We start from the raw sequence: 19,581 nt of genomic DNA, 5'->3' as shown, positions 1-19,581 counted from the left end.
GAATCAGCCCCCTATAATAATACATTTCTCAATTATATCTCTTCTTTATACATGTAAGTCTACTTTTAGACCAATAGTAGCCTTATAGTCCTTTATAGCCGGTTCTACGACCCCTTCAACAAATTCTGTAACTTGTTCAGGAGCTCTACCTATAAAGTTCTTAGGATCCATTATGGCTAATATTTCTTCCTTACTCATCTTAAATGAAGGATCATTTAAGATTAACTCAATTAAGTTATTATCCTTTCCTTCATGCTTCACTCTATATGCAGCCTTCATAGAGTACTCTCTTATAATTTCATGTAATTCCTGTCTATCTCCACCTCTTTTTACAGCCTCCATTAATATTGTTTCCGTAGCCATAAAAGGTAGTTCCTCATTTATACGTTTATTTATCATATTTTCATAAACTACTAATCCATCAGTAACATTTATTCCTATTTCAAGTATAGCATCCGCTGCCATAAATGCCTGCGGAATAGCTAATCTCTTATTAGCTGAATCATCTAAAGTTCTCTCTAGCCACTGAGTTGCCTCAACCAATGCAGGACTTAGAGACTCAGATATTATATATTTTGATAGTGAAGCTATTCTTTCGCTTCTCATAGGGTTTCTTTTGTATGCCATAGCAGATGATCCTATTTGATTTTTTTCAAATGGCTCTTCTAATTCTTTTAAACTTTGTAAAAGTCTTATGTCATTAGTCATTTTATGCATACTCTGTGCTATCCCTGATAATATACTTATAACCTGATAGTCTAATTTTCTAGTGTATGTTTGTCCACTTACTGCATATGATGATGAGTATCCCATTTTTTCACATACTAACTTATCTAATTGTTTTACCTTTTCGTGATCTCCTTCAAATAAACTTAAGAAACTGGCTTGAGTACCTGTAGTACCTTTTACACCTCTTAATTTCATATTATCTATTCTATAATTTAAATCTTCTAAATCAATTATTAAATCTTGAGCCCACAAACAAGCTCTCTTTCCAACTGTAGTAAGCTGAGCAGCCTGAAAATGAGTAAATCCTAGGGCTGGCATATCTTTGTACTTAATAGCAAAATCTTTTAGATTATTTATCAAATTTACAAGCTTTATTCTAAGTAATCTTAAAGCCTCTGTCATTTGTATAACATCTGTGTTGTCCCCAACATAAGCTGATGTTGCACCTAAATGAATTATTCCCTTAGCTTTGTCACATTGTAGTCCATATGCCTTTACGTGAGACATAACATCGTGTCTTACCTCTTTTTCTATTTTTCTAGCTTCGTCAAAGTTTATGTTATCTATATTAGATCTCAATTCATCCAATTGTTCATCAGTTATATTTATTCCTAACTCTTGCTCTCCTTCTGCAAGAGCGACCCAAAGTCTTCTCCAAGTTGAAAACTTAAACTGAGGGGAAAATATATAACTCATATCCTTACTACAATATCTATCCGTCAGAGGATTTGTATATGTACTGTATTTATTATCTATCATTATTTGCACCTTCCTTAACTAGTTTTATATATTAATTATATAAAATATTACGAACTATAACAAGTCATTTTTATTTTTTGTTCATTATTCTTTAGACTCGTAGTCTATTTTATATAAATTTTTCTCGCTTATTGTATGATTTTCCTCATCTAAACATCTCTCTTGGCTATTATATAGAATATCTTCATCTACAAAGTTTATTACATATTTGTATCTAACTGCATAACTTTTATCACTCCATCCAAGCTTATCTTTTACATCCTCTTTCTCCATGCCAAGACTTAAGTTTATTGCTGCGAACGAATGCCTAAAATCTCTAGCAGAGTATTGGGACAATCCTGCTAAATCTAAAGCTCTCTTTACTATTAGTCTAACATTCCTATCCGTAATAAAATCACTCTTTTGAGTAGTAAAAATAAAGTCATGCGTTTGATCTATTTCACTAGGAAGTCCAGAATAATTCCTATACTCCATCAAAAGTTTTAGTAAGTATGGGTGTAGCTTAATTTCTCTCTCCTTTTTACCCTTCCCTAATCGTATATAAGCTATATCATTTGAGTTTATAATAATGTCCTTCCATCTTAGTCTTACTAGCTCGCTTAGTAGGCAACCTGTGGTTATTAGACATACTATTATAGATCTATCCCTTATAGTTAGCTTAGGAAAAATGCTCACTAATTGATTTATCTCTTGTATACTCAATACATCATCTTTATTTTTTATTCTTGTAACAACTGGTTTCTCAACAAAGATAAACGGATTTATTTCTATATACTCTTCTTTTTTTAAGAAATTATAAAAACTGTGTAAGTAGCTATATATTTTTTCGCAAGTTGATTTTGCATAATTACTTCTAATAGCTTCTATAAATTTTGAGCAATCCTCTTTATTTGCATATATAAGTTCTTTAGAATCAATAAATGATTTAAATAAAGTTATCTTAGACAGATAATCCAATTTTGTAGCTGGGCTTTGTCTTCTAGAAAACAGATTAAACAACTCATATTCATAGTCATCTAAATGATTATCCTTCTTGTCATTATTAACCATGGTATCTCCTTTCCTTAAAATATAACCTATAATTATTGAATTTAAAAAAGAGCTATATCAAAATCAGGCTTATTATAATCTCAGAGTTAATTAGATTATTTCAAAGATTTATATTTTGATAAGCTCTTTTATATTTAAATTATTTTGATTCCTTAAGTATTCTTATTATATCACTTGCATCCTCATTAAATGTAGTTATTATACTTAAGTAATCTGTAGCTCTATTTATAGCCAAGTATACCTTGTTTAAATCTCCTACAAAATCATTTACCTGATAATCCTGTTCCTTATTATTTATACTATGATTATAAAGCATTTCTAACTCACAAACTATCACAGCTTTATACTCTAAGTTTTTTATTGTATATATGTTTGATATGGTAGTTCCTGTTTTTTTGCTGATATTGGTTAGGTTTTCTTCAGCACATATATATGCTATATTAGCCTCATCTAAAGCCTTTCTCAGCATATATTGAAAGTAAATCGTCTTTCCACTCTTTAATCTCTTTTTGTTATAAGGGTATACTATAGCAATCTCCGAGCTATCTATTCCCTTTTCATTCATTAAATATCTCAGTTCCCAAATAACTGAGCTTATCTGGTCCTCAAGATCGCTTACCTTTATCATATTTACTACATTTGTACCTTCTCTTATAGACCTCGTCTTTAAAAATACATCATTATTTATTACCGGTCTTAAATTTTTTATGTATTTATTTGAATTACTTGCAAATCTATTTATAAATTCTACTAATCCCTCTGATTGCCTATAGTTTTTGTCTAAAGTTATAATTTCATCAAATTCAATTTCTTTGAACAATGGTTTAAATATATTCAAATTATTTGATATATCTAATGCGTGGCATGAATATATATTAAATACAAACTTAGTCTTATATAAGAATTCCCTTATAAATTCAATTTCATAATCTAGGAAACTCTCCGCTTCATCAATAAATATACCTTTAAACATATTTTTCGTTTTAATTACATTGTCAGCCTGTTTTAGAATATTTGCAAATGCCTTTTCATAATCATTTTTTAACATATTGTAATCCACAACCAAATTATATTTTCTGGCTAATTTAAATACAAATGAGCTAAATGTATGTATTTCTAAATTATTATTTTCTTTGTATAGCAACTTTATATGCTCCCTTAATTCATTACAAAGTTGCTTTGTATGTGTGAATACTAAAAATTTATGGTGAGGATATATTTTAGATAGTTTTATAGCCCTGGATAGCATAATAGTTGTCTTACCTGTAGCAGAACCTCCATTAAATAAAGTATTTCCATAATTTATAGATAACACATCCTTTATTTGACTTTTTTCTAACATAGTCGCTGTATAACTATAATCGTCATTTAAATATGAAATCTTTTTGAAATCTTTTTCTAAATGAAGTCTATTATTAAATAAATAGTATTCCGAGCATATGCTTAACAAAAATAGGTTCAACTCTATTTCATTATTCTCTTCTCTTAAATACTTATCTATCAATGTATAATCTTCTATAATATCTTTAAGAGTTTTTCTATCTATTATATTTTTATCAACAAAATCATCAAATCCATATTTGTCACCTATTTCAACATAAGGCATTACAAAAACATAGTTATAACTTATATTCTTATTATTTTGGCTCATTTTTAGTCTTAAAAGCTCATATTCTTCATTCATAACCTCAAGTAACTCTTCTTCTAATATAAGAAACAAATCTTCTGTTGTATCCATAAATTTCAAAAACAAAATTCTATCATCTTTGATATACAACATATCTGTACTTATCCCCTTGAAAGGAGTCACTTTCGGAATTACTTTGACATCTTTATCCATATTTTTATAAAATATTTTCTCTATGTCTTTCATTCTTAGGGCATCTAACTGAGAGTTAATATTTGTGTACTGGCTCAACATACATTCCCCCTTATTTTATAATCATTATAACATTTTGACCATTTTTTTTCTATATCAGTTTATGTTATATTCTAGGGTGATACATTGATCTGGTATGATACTGAGTATTTAAATTCTCCTATAAAATATAAATATGAAAAACTTAAAATACTCAATATCTTCCCTATTTATGTTTCTATTTATTTTATATTATAATCTATTTGCCACAATTCTTTTCTAGCCATATATTCATTTTTCTTCTTACTTCGTCTTCTTTTACTTCATAAAACATAGCATCTTCTGTAGTATAGGTTTGAACTAAATTATTTACCTCTGTCGGATATCCTAGGAATACTCCGTTTTTATTTTCAAACCCAATACTCATTATATCATACTTATTATCGTGTTCATGAAGTACTACACCGTATTCAACTTCCTTGCCTTTATTCTCATCTTCTTTTACAAGCTTTACATATTGATTTTTAGCTAACTTACTTAACATATAATCACCTCTTTTTGTACTTTTATATATATTGTTTCCATTAGTGGTGATTATAATATCACTTTTATATATATTTTTTATATATGTTTTTTAATAGTAATTTTGCCGCAATTTGAAAAGGCCCCTTAATCAATGAGTTAAATCATTAATCAAGGAACCTGTTGCAAGCTCAATACTAAAAAATAATAAATCTAAAATATTTATTTATATGAATTTATTTTTAATACGATTGCTTTATTTAGCATATTCAATTGCTCTAGTTTCTCTTATTATACTTACTTTTATTTGCCCAGGATATTCAAGTTCGTCCTCTATTTTCTTAGTCATATCCCTTGCTAATAAATGTATATCTTCATCACTTACAGATTCTGGTTTTACCATTATTCTAACTTCTCTACCTGCTTGTATTGCAAATGATTTCTCTACACCTTCATATGAATTAGCTATTTCTTCTAATTTTTCTAATCTCTTGATGTAGGCCTCTAAGGTTTCCCTTCTAGCACCTGGTCTAGCAGCTGATATAGCATCTGCTGCAGTTACTAAAACAGCCTCTATAGTTTGAGGTTCATAATCTCCATGGTGAGTACTCATAGCATGTATTACTTCTTTAGACTCTTTGTATCTTCTAAGTAAATCCATACCTATCTCTACATGTGTACCTTCCATCTCGTGGTCCACAGCCTTACCAATATCATGAAGTAATCCAGCCCTTTTAGCTAATTTTATATCTGCCCCTATCTCAGCAGCCATAATTCCAGCTATATGAGCAACTTCTATAGAGTGTTTAAGAACATTTTGTCCATAACTAGTTCTATAATTAAGTCTTCCTAATAATCTTAGTAATTCTGGATGTATTGTATGAACACCTGTCTCGAATGTTGCTTGTTCTCCATACTCTTTTATTATATTATCAACTTCTTTTCTTGCCTTTTCAACCATTTCTTCTATTCTGGCAGGATGTATTCTTCCGTCTGATATTAATTTTTCAAGAGCAATTCTAGCTACTTCTCTTCTTATAGGGTCAAACCCTGATAAAATTACTGCCTCTGGAGTATCATCAATTATAAGATCTATTCCAGTAAGAGTTTCAAGAGTTCTTATATTTCTACCTTCTCTACCTATTATTCTACCCTTCATTTCATCATTAGGTAAATCTACTACTGTTACAGTAGTTTCTGCAACATGATCTGCTGCACATTTTTGAATAGCATATCCTATAATTTCTCTAGATTTTTTATCAGCCTCTTCTTTTGCATGAGTTTCTATATCTTTTATCATTATAGACATCTCACGTCTTACATCTCTTTCTGCATTACTTAAAATTATTCCTCTAGCCTTTTCAGAAGTTATTCCTGATATACTTTCTAACTTTTCTAACTGTTGTGACTTTATATTTTCTATTTCTTCTTCTTTTTTCCCTACTGTCTTTAGTTTCTCATTTAAGTCATTTTCTTTAGACTCTAGATTTTGTAGTTTTCTATCTAGAACCTCTTCTTTTTGTAGTACCCTTCTCTCGTACCTTTGTACTTCTACTCTTCTTTCTTTGTTTTCTCTCTCTGCCTCTGTTCTCCACTTATGGATCTCTTCTTTAGCTTCCAATAGCTTTTCTTTTTGTACAGTTTCAGAATCTCTATGTGCCTTATCTATGATTTCTTTGGCTAAGCTCTCTGCTTGACCAATTTTCGCTTCAGATATATTTTTTCTTATAAAATATCCAACTATTGTGCCAATCGCTGCACCTACAACAACTATTGCTATCGTCTCTATGACATCCACCTCCTTTGTTAATAATCTCAAAATGTCATCATTCTCAATTTCAAAATACGTTTGTACAATTACAGCTGAATTATGATTTTATAACCATATGTATCTAAACATAATCTTCCCAGTAATTTAAACAAATTTTATTATTCAATAATATTCTCAAAGATGATTATTGTAAAACTAAATTTAGATATTATATCCTCATTTAATTTTATAATTTTTTCTAACCTGTGTCAAGTTAATAGGAGGTGTGTAAAAAGTTTATTATTCTTTATTTTTCTATTCTTTATTTTTCTATTCTTTATTTTCTTGTTCATTTTTTTCTTTTTCTGATGTTTGTCCATCCTTTTTATCTAATTCATAGTAATCTCTTACCTTTTTTTCAATTTCATCTGCTAGGTCAATATTATCTAGTAGGAATTTTTTAACATTTTCTCTACCTTGACCTAATTTTGTTTCATTGTAACTATACCATGCTCCAGATTTTTTAACTATGTCTACATCTGCTGCTATATCTAATAAATCACCTATTTTAGATATACCCTCACCATACATTATATCGAACTCTGCTTGTTTAAACGGAGGAGCAACTTTGTTCTTGACAACCTTCACCCTTGTTCTACTTCCGATTACCTTATCGCCTTGTTTTATAGTGTCTATTTTTCTAACATCAAGTCTTACTGATGAGTAGAACTTAAGGGCACGACCACCCGTTGTAGTCTCTGGGTTACCAAACATTATACCTACTTTTTCTCTTAATTGGTTTATAAATATTGCTACACAATTTGATTTTTTTATTGAACCTGTTAATTTTCTTAGAGCCTGTGACATAAGTCTTGCCTGAAGACCCACATGAGAATCCCCCATATCTCCCTCTATCTCAGCTTTTGGTACAAGTGCTGCAACTGAGTCTATTACTATTATGTCTACTGCTCCACTTCTAATTAAAGCTTCTGTAATTTCTAATGCTTGTTCTCCTGTATCTGGTTGAGATATTATTAAATTATCTACATCTACTCCTAACGCTTTTGCGTATACAGGGTCTAAGGCATGCTCTGCATCTATAAATGCTGCTATTCCACCTTGTTTTTGTGCTTCTGCTACAGAATGTAGTGCAACAGTTGTTTTACCCGAAGATTCTGGTCCATATATTTCTACTATTCTTCCCTTTGGTAAACCACCTATACCTACAGCTATATCTAATCCTATTGAACCAGTTGGTATTGAATCAACTATCAAAGAAGTAGTCTCTCCTAATTTCATTACTGAACCTTTACCAAATTCTTTTTCTATTTTTCCTAAGGCTTCATTAAGCACTTTTAATTTTTCTTGGTCTATACTCATTATTATATCCATCCTCTCAAAAAATATATATATTAAAATCAAACACTTGTTCTATGTCATATATTGATTATATCCTATAAATATTCTATCGTCAATTTAAAAAATATTTAATTTTAACCACTTAAAATATCACTTAGTAAAATTTTACCATACTGTCTGTATTTATAAACCTTTCTCTATGTTTTTATACAAAAATAACAAATATATATGTCATTGATAAAAATTCCTTTTAATATGTAGTTTCATTTCCTTTATTTATACTATAAAATTCAAATTTTAATATTAGATATACTATTATTTTTATTTTTGATATTACTATTTAATTGGAATCTATTAATAAGCAATTTTAATATTCTAGCTTGCCCGCTTAAATCCTTGCTTGCAGTTGTACCATCTTCTGCTATATTTAAATTTTTTTGAACTATTTTTGAAATTTCTTTTATTCCATGTGTAATTTCAGTTACAGCACTGGCTTGCTCTTCTGAAGATTTAGCCATTTCATCTACCAATAAGATTGTCCTATTAGTAGTATTCACTATTTTTCCAAGGGATTGTGCTGCATTATCAACTACTTTAGTACCCTTGTTAACTGCTGTTATTGAGTTTTCTATAAGTATATCAGTCTTTTTTGCAGCCTCGGCAGATTTATTAGCTAATCTCCTAACTTCCTCAGCTACAACAGCAAATCCCTTTCCAGAATCACCTGCCCTACTAGCTTCTACCTCAGCATTCAATGCCAATATATTAGTTTGAAATTAGTTCTTCATCTGTAGTAGGGTTGTTTTTTAAATCATCGATCTTTTTATCTATATTGTCTAGATCCTCAAGAATAGAATTTTCATATTCTGTGAAATTTCTAGAAAGAATTGCATTAGTTATATTATTTCCAACAGACAATATGTCCCTACGGATTCCAATAGCTTTATTTGTTAACTCATAAGGACCTAAGAATAACTTTTGACTTATATCTCCAGTCTGTTTTAAACTACTCAATGTATAAAATTGTCCAATCATAGAGATGATTATCATAGTTAAAAACGCTAAACCCAATTTTTGCCAATATTTAAGTCTCTAATATTTAGCCTTAACTTTTCTAACTTAAATCTTAATCTTATAGAACATAATTTTCTTAACTTCAAGTTTATACTTTTTATTTTTTTCATACCTATTCCTCCATAATTGTAAACATCTTATAGTTTATAGGTATATTTATAACATATAAAAAATAGTAATCTTATAAAGTTTACTACAATTTTACAAAGTTAAATTTTCTTAACTTTGAAGCCTTGCCTAGGTTATTAATCATCATACTTTTGATACTATTTAAAGTTAAAATGGCATACTGCTAATTCCACTTATACAGAATAGTCAGTATGCCAATATAATTTATTTAATTATTTACTATCCATAAATAAGTTCTTATTTTTATATAAGTACTCTCCTCCAGAATATAACGTAATTAGAGTAGCTATTAATATAAAAATATTTCCTATATTTAATATTAGTTGATTTTGGTATTGAGCTCCTAGAAGTAAAACTACAACAGATATCATTTGAGTTGTCGTCTTTAACTTTCCTCCACTGCTTGCTGCTATAACCTTACCCTCTGCAGCTGCAATAGCTCTTAGGATACTCACAGAAAGCTCTCTAGATACTATTATTATAACCATCCAACTTGATACAAGACCCACTTCTATCATACATGTAAGAGCTGATATAACCAATAACTTATCTGCTAAGGGATCCATAAACTTACCGAAATCTGTAACCAAGTTATACTTCCTAGCTATTTTCCCATCTAGTGCATCTGTAATAGATGCAAATATAAATATTAAGCAGGCTATTAAAAATTTATTTGGTATATCAAATAACATTACTAGTATAAATACCGGTATTAAAAATATTCTAAACAAAGTTAACTTATTTGGTAAATTCATCTACAACATCTCCCATTAAATCATACTCTAGTGCGCTATTTATTTTTACCTCTACAAAATCACCGACTTTAAGTTCATCCAGAGACTTAACATAGACTATACTATCTATTTCCTCTGCATCACCTTTGGTCCTTCCTATATAAACACTGTCTTCTATTTGTTCCTCTATTAATACTTCGTATATATTTCCTATTTTTTTGTTATTAAGCTTTTGAGATATTTCTTGCTGAACCATCATAAGTGCGTCTCTTCTTTGAACTTTTACACTATCTTCTATATGATCAGGTAATTTATCAGCTGCTGTATTTTCTTCTCTAGAATATGCAAATGCACCTAATCTATCGAATTCAACAGTCTTAGCAAACTCTATAAGTTCTTTGAAATCATCTTCTGTTTCTCCAGGAAATCCTGTTATTATTGTTGTTCTCAGTGTTGCATCTGGAATATTTTTTCTTATCATTTCAATTTTAGATAGTATATCCTCTTTGGTTGTGTTTCTATTCATTAATTTTAATATTCGATTACTTGCATGCTGTATAGGCATATCAAAGTAATTACAAATATTATCATGTTCTTTTATAACCTGAACTAACTCCTCAGTTATTGATTCTGGATATGAGTACATTATCCTAATCCACTTTAATCCTTCTATATTAGAAAGCTCCTTTAATAGTTCTGGTAACTTCTCTTCTCCGTATAAATCACAGCCATATTTGGTAGTATCTTGAGCTATAACTACTAACTCTTTAACTCCTCTAGAAGCTAAGTTTTTCGCTTCTTTTATGATATCTTCCATCTTTCTACTTTTGTATTTTCCTCTAAGTTTAGGTATTATACAGTACGTACAGTGATTATCACAACCCTCGCCAATCTTTAAATATGCCATGTAAGTAGGTGTCGATACATATCTTGGAAGTTCTTCATTATATACAACTTCTATATCATTAAGGCTAACAACTTTATTTTCTTTTTGTAAGTTATCCATTATTTCATCTATATTTTGGTAACTTCCTGTTCCCACTATTGCATCTATTTCTGGTATCTCTGTTTTTAACTCATCTGAATATCTCTGAGCTAGGCACCCTGTAACTACTAATAGTTTTAGATTCCCAGTTTCCTTTAAAGCAGCAAATTCAAGTATAGTTTCTATAGACTCTTGTTTTGCAGACTCTATAAACCCACAAGTGTTTACTATTATTATATCTGCTTCTTCAAAATTTCCGATTAATTTGTATCCTTTTTTGTTTAGTATTCCCATCATTATTTCTGCATCTACTAGGTTTTTAGAACATCCTAATGATTCTAATGCTATTTTTAACATTTATATAGCTCCTTCCACTGCTGCTTTTTGGAATTTTATAACTTCCTCTACTATTTTATCTATATCATCAGAACTTATATGCTTATCGTATTTGTATTTTTCCACAGAATACATATATAAAGGATCGTAGTAATCTACCAAATACCTTTCTACAAGTTCTTCATATTTTCCCAATTCCAGTAAATCAATATACTCATCTACAGTTTTATTTCCCAATCTTTTTCTAAATTTATTTATACAGTCTTTTAATACTTCTATGTTTTCTGATCCTTTTGTGTATATATAGTCTCTACAAAGTCTATCTATTCTAGATTTTAAACTACTTTCTAATATTATGCGATATCCTTCCGTTGTCATAGATTCATAAATCTCAATCGGCACTAAAACATGCCCTACTCTCCTACTTTCGCTTTCTACAAAAATATAATTTGTATTTGAAAAAAATAAACTTTCAAATATTTTTGTCTCAAAACTTTTTTGAGTCGGTGGTTTTTCATCAAATGTTATAAATCCAAAGGTAGATCCGCTGTTTTTCGCAGCTCCCTCTAAATCTAATATATCTATATCTCTTTTTTCTAATTTCTTTAATAAATCTGTCTTTCCTACACCAGTCAATCCATGAACCGATATAAATTTTTTTGTGTCCATAACAACTTTGAAATAATCTAATACAAAATTTCTATAGGCCTTGTATCCTCCTTCAAGTTGGTATATATCGAGTCCTAGAGAAGATAGTAAGCTAACCAAACTTCCACTTCTCATACCTCCTCTAGAACAATAAATAACTACATTGTCATATTCATTAATTATATCTGTTATCTTAAGATACATATCTTTTAATTTATAAGATATATAGTCAAACCCTTTTTCTATAGCCTCGTGCTTTCCTTTTTTCTTGTATATTGTACCTATTTTATGATATTCATCATCGTTAAACAGAGGTATATTTAAAGCATCTAATATATTATCCTCGTTGTATTCTTTTTCCGTCCTAACATCTATAAATTTTACTTTATTAAGTCTTAAGGCGTTCTCTATTTTTACTGTCTTCAATTTTATTCACCCTCTAAATTCTGCAAATCTTGTTTACTGATAAGTACCTTTCTTGGTTTGCTACCTTCACTCTTTCCTACTATGCCTCTTTCTTCCATAGAATCTATTAACCTTGCAGCCCTGTTAAATCCTATTTTAAACTTTCTTTGAAGCATAGATGCTGAAGCCTGACCACTCTCTACAATAAATTCTATAGCCTCACTTAAAAGCTCATCTTCATCATTTGATTTAGCTGTAGATATATTAGATATAGTTTCCATTATACAGTCTTCATATTTTACTTCTTCTTTTACTTGACTCTTAACATACTCTATTACTCTTTCAGACTCTCCTTCTGATATAAATGCACCTTGTAATCTAACCGGTTTTGCAGCTCCAAGAGGATAGAATAACATATCTCCTTTGCCTAATAGTTTCTCTGCTCCACCCATATCTAGTATTGTTCTTGAGTCTGTTTGGGATGAAACAGCAAAGGCTATTCTCGAAGGTATATTCGCCTTTATAACTCCTGTTATTACATCAACAGATGGTCTTTGTGTTGCAACTATTAAATGCATTCCAGCAGCTCTGGCCATTTGCGCAAGTCTACATATATAATCCTCAACATCATTTGCACTGACCATCATTAGGTCTGCAAGCTCATCGATTATTATTACTATTTTACATAGTTTTTCTTCTACTTTTTCATTGTAACTTGTAATATCCTTAACCTGATTGTCTGCAAACAATTTATACCTTCTATTCATTTCAACCACTGCCCAATTCAAAGCATTAGCAGCTTTTTTAGGATCTGTAACAACTGGTATTAATAAATGAGGTATCCCATTGTAGTTTGCAAGTTCAACAACCTTAGGGTCTATAAGTAAAAGCTTAACTTCATCAGGGCTAGCCTTGTATAATATACTACTTATCAATGTATTTACACAAACACTTTTACCTGAACCAGTAGATCCTGCTATAAGTAAGTGTGGCATTTTAGATATATCTCCTATTATCGTCTTCCCACTTACATCTTTACCTAATCCCATTGCAAGAGGTGAGTTAAAGCTTTTAAACTCTTCACTCTCTAAAACCTCTCTTACAGAAACCATTTGAGGTTCTTCATTTGGAACTTCTATTCCTATTGCACTCTTACCTGGTATTGGAGCTTCTATCCTAATACTTTTTGCTGCTAGGCTTAAGGCTATATCATCAGTTAAATTTACTATTTTGCTAACCTTAACTCCTGGACTTGGCTGTATTTCATATCTAGTTATAGTAGGGCCTACTGTGACCTGGTTTACCTTAGCCTCAACTCCAAAGTCCGATAATGTTTTTTCTAATAAAGTTGCATTTTGTAAAACTCTTTTCTTACCATTATCATTAGCTTTTTTGTCTATTTTATTTAAAAGTTCAGTACTAGGTTTTTTATAATTATCATAATTTGAGTTAGAATTAATATTAAGAGGCTGTGTTTTTTCTATACTGTTGTTAACAGCCTTGTTTAGATTCGGACGTGACTCTTTATCGTCTTTATTGACATTTTGAAGTTCTTTTAAAACTTCTAATTCTGGCATACTCTGAGTTCCTTCTAGTATTTCTAAGTACTCATCCTCTGCCTTATTGAACCCAACTATTTTTATAGTCTTATCATCAACACTATCATCTGGCTCATTGATTTCTTGCTTGTCATCTGATTTTGACATAAACTTTTTAAAGAATCCATCCTTTTTTACCTCTGTTTTTTCATCAACTTCATCGGTAATCATGTCTATTGCAGACTTTTTAATATTAGAAACTTTATCTTTTAGATTTATATTACCGCTTTTTACACCTTCAGCTTTATGTTTTGTATTTAGTATCATATCTTTTATTGATATATTGAACGTAAATATAATTGTCATTATAAGTGCAAATATACTTATAAGCCATCCACCAAATATTCCAAATACCTTGCTTATGTAATATGTAATAGTTGTTGCCACCAACCCGCAACCTTTGCCACTTACTCCTAACTCTATTACATCCTTAAACATCCCACTGCTCAAGGGACTATCCACAGGAAGATTTCTAGCATTTAATAATCCATAAAATACAAATATAAACAATATAACAACATAATAAATCTTTGTGTGCTTCAATCTATATACATACTCATTGCCATCAAAAAATCCAAGTATACCAGTAGCAATAACCAGAAACGGAATTACTGTTGAAAGTCCCCCAAACAATCCCTTAAATATATTCTGCATCACTATTGGCAGCAGACCCATAGAATTTGAATTTAAACTATATAATAAAAATATACCTATGAATATCGTTATTAAGTTATAATACTCAGCATTGAATCCCAAAGAACTACCTTTCTTACTTTTTCCCTTCTTTTTAGCCATCAATCTCACCTCTTAATTTTCATAAGTTTGCCCATTCATAGCAAAAAGTGCTAATGCCTTCACACTAACACTTCCGCCTACATTGTTTAATTATAACATACAACATATTATTTGAACAAATCTTATTTATCTTTCAAAAATAATTATTATTTTAGTCAAAAATTATTCTTTGTTTTCATCCTCTTTAATTAACAGTTTTAGTTTACTTAGAGCTTCTTTAAGTCCCCCGACTTCATCTATAAGGCCACATTGTACTGCTTCTTTACCTATTAAAACACTTCCCACATCACTTACAAGCTCATCTCTAGAGTTCATTAACTTTTCTAATTTACCTCTTTCTATATTAGATGTTCTGATTATAAACTGTGTTATTCTTTCTTGCATCTTTTTAAAGTATTCAAACGTCTCATTTACACCTATTACTAGACCATTAGTCCTGATAGGATGGACTACCATTGTAGCTGTAGGCGCTATAAAGGAATAATCACCAGCTGTTGCTAACGGAACCCCTATACTATGACTTCCTCCTAAAACTAACGTAACAACTTTTTTAGAAATACTATTTAAAAGCTCTGCCATTGCAAGACCTGCCTCTACATCTCCTCCTACTGTGTTAAGTATTACTAATACACCCTTAATCTCTGGATTTTCTTCTACTGAGTAAAGCATAGGTATTATATGTTCATATTTAGTCGATTTTTTTTGAGGATTTCCTACAAAGTGACCCTCAATCTCCCCTATTATAGTTATGCATTGAATTTCTTTAGATGAGTTTACCGGCATGTTTGGTGCACCCATCTGTTTTATGCTTTCTATTTCTTCTATCTGAGTTTCTTTATCTTTATCATCTACATCCCTATTATTTCTAGGATTATTTTTTTTAGGTTTGTTATCATTCTCTCTATTATACATTCTTAAACTCCTCTCAATATATATTTTTTGTTTAATATAGTTATAATTTCCTATGCAATACAAAAAAATTCATATTAAGTAATTATAAAAATAATTGAAGTTATATCTACATAAATAAACTTATATTTTAAAACGCAAAAAGCCTGACTGTATATAACTAATAATCATATACAGCCAAGCTTTCTATCTTATCAATATTCTACTTTTTATAAAATTCCCCATGTATTGCATTAACTGCTTTTTGCATGTCTTTTTCATGTACTAAACAAGATATTGTCATATTTGAATCTGATGTTTGAAGTAATGATATTCCTGCTTTTGATAGACCTCTAACTATTTTAGCCATAACACCTGAAACACCTGTTATCTTTGAACCTATTAACGTAACCTTTGCACATTTTCCGTTTATTTTATACTCTAAATCAAACTTATTTAAAATTTCTTCTAACTCTTCTATGTCTGCCTCGTCTGTAACAAATGCTTTTTCTGATATAAAGAAATTTATCATGTCTATGCTTATATTTCTATTTTCTATTTCATTTAATACTTCTGTAAATATATCTTCTTCTGACTTTATCTTCACTTGTACTACTTTATCTTTATTGGCAACAGCTGCTATAAAATCATCCTGTCCTTCGTACTCTGAATCTATATTTTTATATCCAGATGATGATCCTATCTTAGTTCCTTCATAAGTTGGATTTAATGTGTTTTTTATAACTAAAGTTATATTACCATCTTTGGCTAATTGTACAGCTCTTGGATGTATAACTTTAGCCCCCTTATCTGCCATTTGGAATACTTCCTCATAACTTATAAAGTCCAGTACCTTAGCTCTCGGTTCTACCCTAGGATCTGCCGTCATTATACCATCTACATCCGTATATATCTCTACAGTTTCAGACCCTAATGCCTTGCCTATTGCAACTGCAGATGTGTCACTTCCTCCTCTACCAAGAGTAGTTATTTCTCCATCCTCTGTTGCCCCTTGGAAACCTGCTATTACTACTACCTTGCCTTGTTTTACTTCTTCTTGAATTCTCTTTGGATTTATATATTTTATTCTGGCATTTGAAAACTCGTCGCTAGTAAGTATACCCGCCTGTTGACCTGTTAAAAATATTGCTTCTATCCCTTTTGATTTAAGCATATTTACCAGAATTGTTCCTGATATTATCTCTCCACAAGACATTATTAAATCATTTTCTCTTTTTGACGGCTTATCGTTTATTGCACTACATAAGTCTATCAAAGTATCTGTAGCATATGGTGCTCCTTTTCTTCCCATTGCCGATACTACAAGAACTAAATCTAAATTTTTTTCTTTGTATCTTTCTACTATTTTACATACTTCATTCATTTTTTCATATGATGCTACTGAAGTACCTCCAAATTTTTGTACTAATATGCTCATAATTTCCTCCTAGTATATCCCTTCATGTTCTATAATTATCATGTCATTTCCTATCTTTTTTATATTCCTCCATGGAACTTCTAAAACTGACTTATCTTTTTTTATGCCAAAAAATCCTTTTTCTTTTGGAATTAAAAGTGCCAGTATATCGCCTGTAGTCTCATCTAGTATAAGGTCACATTCTCCAATAACACCTAGTCTTTCTCCTGTTACTAAGTTTACTATTTCTTTACCTGCTATTTCAGATAAATTCATACCTATACCTCCAAAGTTTACTTATAATTTAATATCTTCAACCCCTCTACCTACAATACATGTTCCTATGGTGTTTATATCAAATACTTTGTCTATAACTCTATTTACTGTCTCTATATTTACATTGTTTATGTATTCAAGTATCTCATCTGTAGTTTTTACTTTTTTAGATAAAAGCATCGACTTTCCAATTTCCATCATCCTACTACTAGTACTTTCCATACCTAGCATATAGCTTCCTTTCAATTGTTCTTTGCTACAATTTATTTCATCTTCTGTTAGATGATTTTTTCTTAAATCCTCTATTTCTTTTTTTATTAATTCATAGACTTCCAATAAATTTTCATTACTCATACTAGCAAATATACCTAATTCTCCACATTTCCTGTACAAGCTAGGAGAGGAATATATAGAATACACTAATCCTTTTTCTTCTCGTATTTTTTGGAATAACCTTGAACTTATGCTTCCTCCAAATATATTATTTATAACGGCTAATGCATAAACCTCTTCTATATTTTCCTCAGCAACCGCATTTAAGCAAATAGCTAAGTTTACTTGCTCTGTATCTTTATTTTTAGCTATAAAACAAGGATTAAACTTGGCTTTGTTTATATCTATAATAACATCTCTTTTTTCCCAATTTTCAAATGCACTTTCTAATTTTTCCACCATCTCATCAAAATTAAAGTTACCCGAGATAGATATAACTGCATTGTTGGGTACATAATATCTGTTAAAATATAATTTTATTGTATCTTGATCTATATTGTATAAAGATTCATATGTTCCTATTATATTCATCCCTAAAGGATCGCACGAGTATATATTCTCCACTAATAAATCATATACTAAATCTTCAGGCGAATCCTCATACATTTTCAACTCTTCAAGTATCACCAGACGCTCTTTATCCATTTCATCCTTGTCTAATTTAGAATTTAGTATCATATCACTAAGTATATCAATACCAGTATCTATATGTTCATCTATTAATTTTACATAATAACATGTACACTCTTTGCTAGTAAAAGCATTTATCTGTCCACCCAAATTATCAATTTCACTGGCTATATCCTTTGAGGTTCTGTTTTCAGTACCTTTAAATAACATATGCTCTATAAAATGGGATACTCCACTTATATTCGGACTTTCAATCCTAGATCCAGCATTTATCCATACTCCTAATGTAATAGACTTTAAGTACGGTATCTCTTCACCTATTATCGTGAGTCCATTTTTTAATGTTCTTGCCTTATACATACACTTCTCCCTCTAAATCCTCTATTTATTGTTTATAAATTACTATTTATTAATTGTTTTGTCACATATATGTAAAGCATGACTTATTTTAAATTATATATGTATTAAATTATAGATTAGTAAGTTGATTTATTCAACTACAACTTAGCTGTACAAAATGATTAATTAAAATACATCGCTAAGTTTTCCTGGTTCTAATTTTTTATCTCTTATTATTTTTATAATATCATCTAGACACTCAGTTGTTGCATTTGTAGGATGCATAAGAATTATACTGCCATCCTTTACGTCCTTATTTTTAATTCTATCTATTATTACCTCTGGTTGTTCTCTATACTTCCAATCTATTGTATCTACATCCCACTTTATAGATGTATACCCCAAATCCTTTGCCGCCTTGACAGTTTCCTCCCCAAACGATCCTGCAGGAGCTTGGAAAAACTTTGTATCCTTTTTTATTATGTCTTCTATTATTTTTTTAGAGGTCTTTATTTGTTCTAAATTTTCCTCATAAGACAATTTTGAATAGTCTAGATGTTTGTGTCCATGATTTCCTATCTCGTGACCCTCTCTTTTAATCTTTAGTAGCTCTTCTTTGTTTTTCTCAGCCCATTTACCTGTAACATTAAAAGTTATTTTTACATTTTCCTCTTTTAATGTTTCTAATATAGATTCAATATATTCTGTTTCCCAACCTAAGTCTACGTTGCAAGTTAATGCAACGTAGCCGCTGTCAGTCTTTGTTCCTTGGGTATGTGGCAGTTCTACCCTTTCAAAAAAATTAAATGTAGGTTTACTCTTATCCCTACTCAAAAAAATTATGCCTCCAGTTAAAGCTAGTATAATACATACTACTATTATAATAATTTTCTTTAGTTTAGTTTTGTTAAGTACCATCATTATCATTATATTTCCCCCTTGTATAATGTAGTTGTAACATTTGATAGAAAACTTTCTAATAATCTAACGAACATTAACAACTTTTCTTAATTTTTAAATTTGTATA

17 protein-coding genes and 1 pseudogene are annotated in these 19,581 nt (G+C 30.1%); all 18 read right to left on the bottom strand.

Annotation, left to right across the window (positions count from 1 at the left end):
- Nucleotides 1–45 precede the first annotated feature (45 nt).
- The gene (gene purB, locus BUB34_RS06240) at nt 46–1,488 is read right to left on the bottom strand and encodes an adenylosuccinate lyase (RefSeq protein WP_073125489.1); all 1,443 of its coding nucleotides are present in this window, start codon (nt 1,486–1,488) and stop codon (nt 46–48) included.
- Between the two features lie 84 nt (nt 1,489–1,572).
- Nucleotides 1,573–2,538 carry a tyrosine-type recombinase/integrase gene (locus tag BUB34_RS06235; protein ID WP_073125486.1) on the bottom strand — a complete coding sequence of 322 codons (966 nt, stop codon included), beginning with the start codon at nt 2,536–2,538 and terminating at the stop codon, nt 1,573–1,575.
- 139 nt (nt 2,539–2,677) lie between these two features.
- Nucleotides 2,678–4,456 (bottom strand): DEAD/DEAH box helicase family protein, encoded by a 1,779-nt coding sequence (locus BUB34_RS06230; RefSeq protein WP_084120247.1) that lies wholly within the window; start codon nt 4,454–4,456, stop codon nt 2,678–2,680.
- Nucleotides 4,457–4,655: 199 nt separating this feature from the next.
- Nucleotides 4,656–4,940 (bottom strand): hypothetical protein, encoded by a 285-nt coding sequence (locus BUB34_RS06225; RefSeq protein ID WP_073125481.1) that lies wholly within the window; start codon nt 4,938–4,940, stop codon nt 4,656–4,658.
- A gap of 234 nt (nt 4,941–5,174) precedes the next feature.
- A complete protein-coding gene (gene rny, locus BUB34_RS06220) occupies nt 5,175–6,716 on the bottom strand; it encodes a ribonuclease Y (RefSeq protein ID WP_073125629.1) in 1,542 nt (513 codons plus the stop codon).
- Nucleotides 6,717–6,998: 282 nt separating this feature from the next.
- Nucleotides 6,999–8,048, bottom strand: coding sequence for a recombinase RecA (gene recA / locus BUB34_RS06215; RefSeq protein WP_073125478.1), 1,050 nt, complete (start codon nt 8,046–8,048; stop codon nt 6,999–7,001).
- Nucleotides 8,049–8,317: 269 nt separating this feature from the next.
- A pseudogene (locus tag BUB34_RS06210) lies at nt 8,318–8,800 on the bottom strand (methyl-accepting chemotaxis protein); the annotation flags it as partial.
- Nucleotides 8,793–9,062 carry a hypothetical protein gene (locus BUB34_RS06205; RefSeq protein ID WP_073125472.1) on the bottom strand — a complete coding sequence of 90 codons (270 nt, stop codon included), beginning with the start codon at nt 9,060–9,062 and terminating at the stop codon, nt 8,793–8,795. The pseudogene BUB34_RS06210 and the gene BUB34_RS06205, both read right to left, overlap by 8 nt.
- A gap of 26 nt (nt 9,063–9,088) precedes the next feature.
- On the bottom strand, nt 9,089–9,211 hold the full coding sequence (locus BUB34_RS13775) for a hypothetical protein (protein WP_278276707.1): 123 nt from the start codon (nt 9,209–9,211) through the stop codon (nt 9,089–9,091).
- 231 nt (nt 9,212–9,442) lie between these two features.
- Nucleotides 9,443–9,985 carry a CDP-diacylglycerol--glycerol-3-phosphate 3-phosphatidyltransferase gene (pgsA, locus tag BUB34_RS06200; RefSeq protein ID WP_073125470.1) on the bottom strand — a complete coding sequence of 181 codons (543 nt, stop codon included), beginning with the start codon at nt 9,983–9,985 and terminating at the stop codon, nt 9,443–9,445.
- The gene (gene rimO / locus BUB34_RS06195) at nt 9,969–11,306 is read right to left on the bottom strand and encodes a 30S ribosomal protein S12 methylthiotransferase RimO (protein ID WP_073125467.1); all 1,338 of its coding nucleotides are present in this window, start codon (nt 11,304–11,306) and stop codon (nt 9,969–9,971) included. The genes pgsA and rimO overlap by 17 nt, the downstream gene beginning before the upstream one ends.
- A complete protein-coding gene (mnmH, locus tag BUB34_RS06190) occupies nt 11,307–12,359 on the bottom strand; it encodes a tRNA 2-selenouridine(34) synthase MnmH (RefSeq protein ID WP_073125464.1) in 1,053 nt (350 codons plus the stop codon). It abuts the gene before it with no gap.
- 2 nt (nt 12,360–12,361) lie between these two features.
- Nucleotides 12,362–14,731, bottom strand: a complete 2,370-nt coding sequence (locus tag BUB34_RS06185; protein ID WP_073125461.1) for a DNA translocase FtsK — start codon at nt 14,729–14,731, stop codon at nt 12,362–12,364.
- A 162-nt stretch (nt 14,732–14,893) separates the two neighbouring features.
- Nucleotides 14,894–15,643, bottom strand: a complete 750-nt coding sequence (locus BUB34_RS06180) for a ClpP family protease (protein WP_073125459.1) — start codon at nt 15,641–15,643, stop codon at nt 14,894–14,896.
- A 199-nt stretch (nt 15,644–15,842) separates the two neighbouring features.
- Entirely contained in the window at nt 15,843–17,057 is a 1,215-nt protein-coding gene (gene dapG / locus BUB34_RS06175) for an aspartate kinase (RefSeq protein WP_073125456.1), read from the bottom strand.
- Between the two features lie 9 nt (nt 17,058–17,066).
- On the bottom strand, nt 17,067–17,312 hold the full coding sequence (locus BUB34_RS06170; protein WP_073125453.1) for a YlmC/YmxH family sporulation protein: 246 nt from the start codon (nt 17,310–17,312) through the stop codon (nt 17,067–17,069).
- Nucleotides 17,313–17,333: 21 nt separating this feature from the next.
- The gene (locus BUB34_RS06165) at nt 17,334–18,575 is read right to left on the bottom strand and encodes a M16 family metallopeptidase (protein ID WP_073125450.1); all 1,242 of its coding nucleotides are present in this window, start codon (nt 18,573–18,575) and stop codon (nt 17,334–17,336) included.
- Nucleotides 18,576–18,740: 165 nt separating this feature from the next.
- Entirely contained in the window at nt 18,741–19,481 is a 741-nt protein-coding gene (locus BUB34_RS06160) for a polysaccharide deacetylase family protein (protein ID WP_073125448.1), read from the bottom strand.
- Nucleotides 19,482–19,581: the final 100 nt, after the last annotated feature.

Source organism: Asaccharospora irregularis DSM 2635 (assembly GCF_900129815.1).
Classification (GTDB): Bacteria; Bacillota; Clostridia; order Peptostreptococcales; family Peptostreptococcaceae; genus Asaccharospora; species Asaccharospora irregularis.
Note: the sequence above shows the minus strand (reverse complement) of the source record. Positions and strands in the feature narration are given on the sequence as shown.